The organism is Mycobacterium sp. E3339, assembly GCF_001666915.1.
Lineage (GTDB): Bacteria > Actinomycetota > Actinomycetes > Mycobacteriales > Mycobacteriaceae > Mycobacterium.
This window is the reverse complement of record NZ_LZIZ01000240.1, coordinates 1-3,020: the sequence shown is the minus strand read 5'-3', so window position 1 is coordinate 3,020 and position 3,020 is coordinate 1. Positions and strand designations below refer to the sequence as shown.

Below are 3,020 nucleotides of genomic sequence, written 5' to 3'. Positions count from 1 at the left end.
GCGCCGGCGGCGGAGTGCCGGGCGCGCCGCCGCCGGCCCGGCGTCTCGCCGGCCGGGGCGCCGGTCTGGTCGGAGCCGGCCCAATGGCTGCCCGGCGTTCCGGGCGGCAACCACAATCCGGACGCACCCACCGGCTGCCAACCCTGACCTTGTGGCTGGGGCTCGGGCTCGGGTTGCGGCGGGGGTGGCGGGGGTTCGAATCGCGGTTCCGGTTGCGGCGGGACGGTGACGTAGGACGGCTCCGGCTGGGCCGGCGCGGCCGGCTCCGGCGGCGGTTCGTACTGGTAGGGGGCCCGTTCGCGGTGCGGCTCGGGCTGGCGCGGCGGCAGCAGCGGTTCCTCGGGCACGTCGATGATCGCCGTCTCGTCGGCGCGGCTTTCCTGGGGGACGGAGGCCACCCGGTCGCTGGCCACCCAGTCGTAGGGCGCGTCGCGGGGGGTCTCGCCGTTGCGGTCCCACTCGCTGTACGCGCGCTCGCGCGGCGCCTCGGCCTCGGGCGTCTCCAGCGCCGGGCGCTGGGCGAGGTCGGTGTCGAACAGGATCTCCAGGCTGGTGCGCAGCGCGCTCAACTCCGCGCGCAGCTCGGCGAGGTCGTCTGCGGCCTGCGCGCGCAGCTCGGAGGCCAGCTCGCGGCGCAGCTGGGACTCCACGGTCAGCTCGTACTCGCGGCGGGCCGAGATTTCCCGATCCAGCTGCAGGTCGTACACCAGCTTCAGGTCGCGGACGCGGGACTGATCCGCGTCGCTCTGGCGGCGGTACAGCACCGAGACGAAGGCACCGGCGACTGCGGCCCACAGCGCCAGGATTACAGCGAGCTTGAGAAGTTCCACCCGATTGGTGAAAACCAATGCGGAACTGGCCCCCATCGCGAGGACCAGCAACGCGGTCAAGAGCACCCACCCCGGCCTGCGGCCGCCGCGCCGAACCCGGGCGCCGCGGGACAGAACGGTCATGGCCTGACTGTACCTGCGCGAGGTCAATCCGCGTGTCGCCCTCCTCCGGCGATTCTCGGGCGGCTTGGGGGCGGGCGTGAGCGGACTAGTTTTCCGCCCCTTCGCCGTGCTCGGTCTGATCCGGCGGCGACTTGCAGCAATGCTGCAGCCATAGCGCGGCGGCGACTAGTGCCAGCGCGCTGACGGCCGCGACCACGGTCCCGGTGGTGTCCTCGGCGGCCGCCCGCAGCCAGGACCGCCGCGGCAGGAAGTACACCAGCACGCCCACCCACCAGCCCAGCATCAACGCGCCCACCCAGGCCGACGCCTTGGCGACCACGAGGCTGCGGGCCACGGCGAGCGGATGCAGCCAGCCGGGGCCGACGCCGATCTCGCCGTCGCCGATCTTGGCCCGCACGTAGCGGGCCCACAGCGCTTCGCCGACGGCCACGGCCAGCAGCGACAGGCCGGTCCACACCGTGATGGGCGGGAACCAGCGGTACAGGGCCGTCACGAGCAGGTACCCCACCACCGCGGCGCCGACCACCGCGACCGTCAGGTCACGTTTCCTGGTTGGGCCCATCAGGTTTCCGGTTTCCGATCGGCCGCCCGCTGGAGCGTCAGGCTGGTCAACCGGACGCTGTCCCGGTCGGCCGGCTCGAGCTCGGCCAGCAGGCTCGCCACGGGCCGCGGGCCGTCGGCGAGCGTCAGTTGGGCATCCGGGTCGACGGCAAGCCACGGGATCATGACGAAGGCCCGCAAATGGGCCAGCGGGTGCGGGAGTGTCAGGTTGTTCTCGCGGGAGATCACCTCCGTCTCGCCGTAGCAGGCGATCAGGTCGACGTCGAGGGTGCGCGGCCCCCAGCGCTCGCCGCGCACCCGCCCGGCCGCGCGCTCGAACTCCTGGGCGCGGCGCAGCCAGCACTGGCCGTCGCAGTCCGGGTCGTTGGCGATCAGCACCGCGTTGAGAAACGGCGCCTGGTCGACCCGGCCCCACGGGTCGGTCTCGTACACGGGGGACACCGCGAGCACCGTCTCACCCAGCCCGTCGACAACCGACTGCAGGCGCGCCAGGCGGTCGCCCAAGTTGGAGCCGACGGACAGCACCACCCAGGTCATAGGCGCCGCTCCGCCGGGATCACCGAACCGCGGCCGCCACGCCGAGACCGGCGCACCACGACCGCGACGTCGTCGAACTGCTGGGGGATGGGGGCCCGCGGCTTGTGCACCACCACCTCGACGGCATGCACCCGCCCGTCTGCCATCACCCCGTCGGCGATTTCGCCCCCGACGGTTTCGATCAGGTTGCGCGGCGGACCGGCCACCACCTCGGCGGCGAGCTGGGCCAGGGCCGCGTAGTCGTACGTGTCGGCCAGTTCGTCGCTGGCGGCCGCCGCGGCGAGGTCGATCCACACGGTGATGTCGACGACGAAGTCCTGCCCGTCGGCGCGCTCGTGATCGAAGACTCCGTGCCGCCCACGAATCGTCAACCCCCGCAACTCGATTCGATCAGCCATCGTCTCCGGCCCGCCATGTTTCGGTGTGCGCCCAGGCCCCCACCACCTTGAGGGCGTCGGCGGTGGCCCGCACGTCGTGCACGCGAACGCCCCACGCCCCGTATAGCGCCGCCAGCGCGGAGATCACCGCGGTGGCGGTCTCGCGGCCGGGGGGCGGTCGCGGCGAGCCGTCCGGCCCGGCCAACAACGTACCGAGGAACCGCTTCCGCGATGCGCCCAAGAGCACCGGGATTCCGGTGGCGACCAACTGGGGCAGCGCGCGGAGCAGCGCCCAATTGTGTTGAGCCGTCTTGGCGAACCCGAGGCCCGGGTCGATCACCAGCTTCGCGGGGTCGACGCCCGCGGCCACCGCCGCGTCGACGCTGGCGAGCAGCTCGGCCCGCACTTCGCCCACCACGTCGTCGTAATGGGTGTCCGCATGCGGGCGGTCGGCGGCCACCGACCGCCAGTGCATCAGCACCCAGGACACGCCGGCGTCGGCGACCAGCGGCGCCATCGCGGGATCGGCGCGTCCCCCCGACACGTCGTTGACGATGCGCGCGCCGTGCTGCAGCGCGGCCCGCGCGACGTC

At 73.1% G+C, this 3,020-nt stretch carries 5 protein-coding genes; all 5 read right to left on the bottom strand.

Annotated features, from left to right (window positions below; genetic code table 11):
* Positions 1-953, bottom strand: a 953-nt coding sequence (locus A5702_RS22605) for a DUF6779 domain-containing protein (RefSeq protein ID WP_369817966.1), incomplete at its 3' end; no start/stop codon positions are given.
* A gap of 85 nt (positions 954-1,038) precedes the next feature.
* The gene (locus A5702_RS22600; protein ID WP_055399825.1) at positions 1,039-1,515 is read right to left on the bottom strand and encodes a DUF3180 domain-containing protein; all 477 of its coding nucleotides are present in this window, start codon (positions 1,513-1,515) and stop codon (positions 1,039-1,041) included.
* The gene (folK, locus tag A5702_RS22595) at positions 1,515-2,051 is read right to left on the bottom strand and encodes a 2-amino-4-hydroxy-6-hydroxymethyldihydropteridine diphosphokinase (RefSeq protein WP_067818993.1); all 537 of its coding nucleotides are present in this window, start codon (positions 2,049-2,051) and stop codon (positions 1,515-1,517) included. The genes A5702_RS22600 and folK overlap by 1 nt, the downstream gene beginning before the upstream one ends.
* Positions 2,048-2,449 (bottom strand): dihydroneopterin aldolase, encoded by a 402-nt coding sequence (gene folB / locus A5702_RS22590; RefSeq protein WP_055405388.1) that lies wholly within the window; start codon positions 2,447-2,449, stop codon positions 2,048-2,050. Before folB ends, folK begins: the two co-directional genes overlap by 4 nt.
* The coding region (folP, locus tag A5702_RS22585; RefSeq protein WP_068223906.1) for a dihydropteroate synthase at positions 2,442-3,020 on the bottom strand (579 nt) is incomplete at its 5' end. The genes folP and folB, both read right to left, overlap by 8 nt.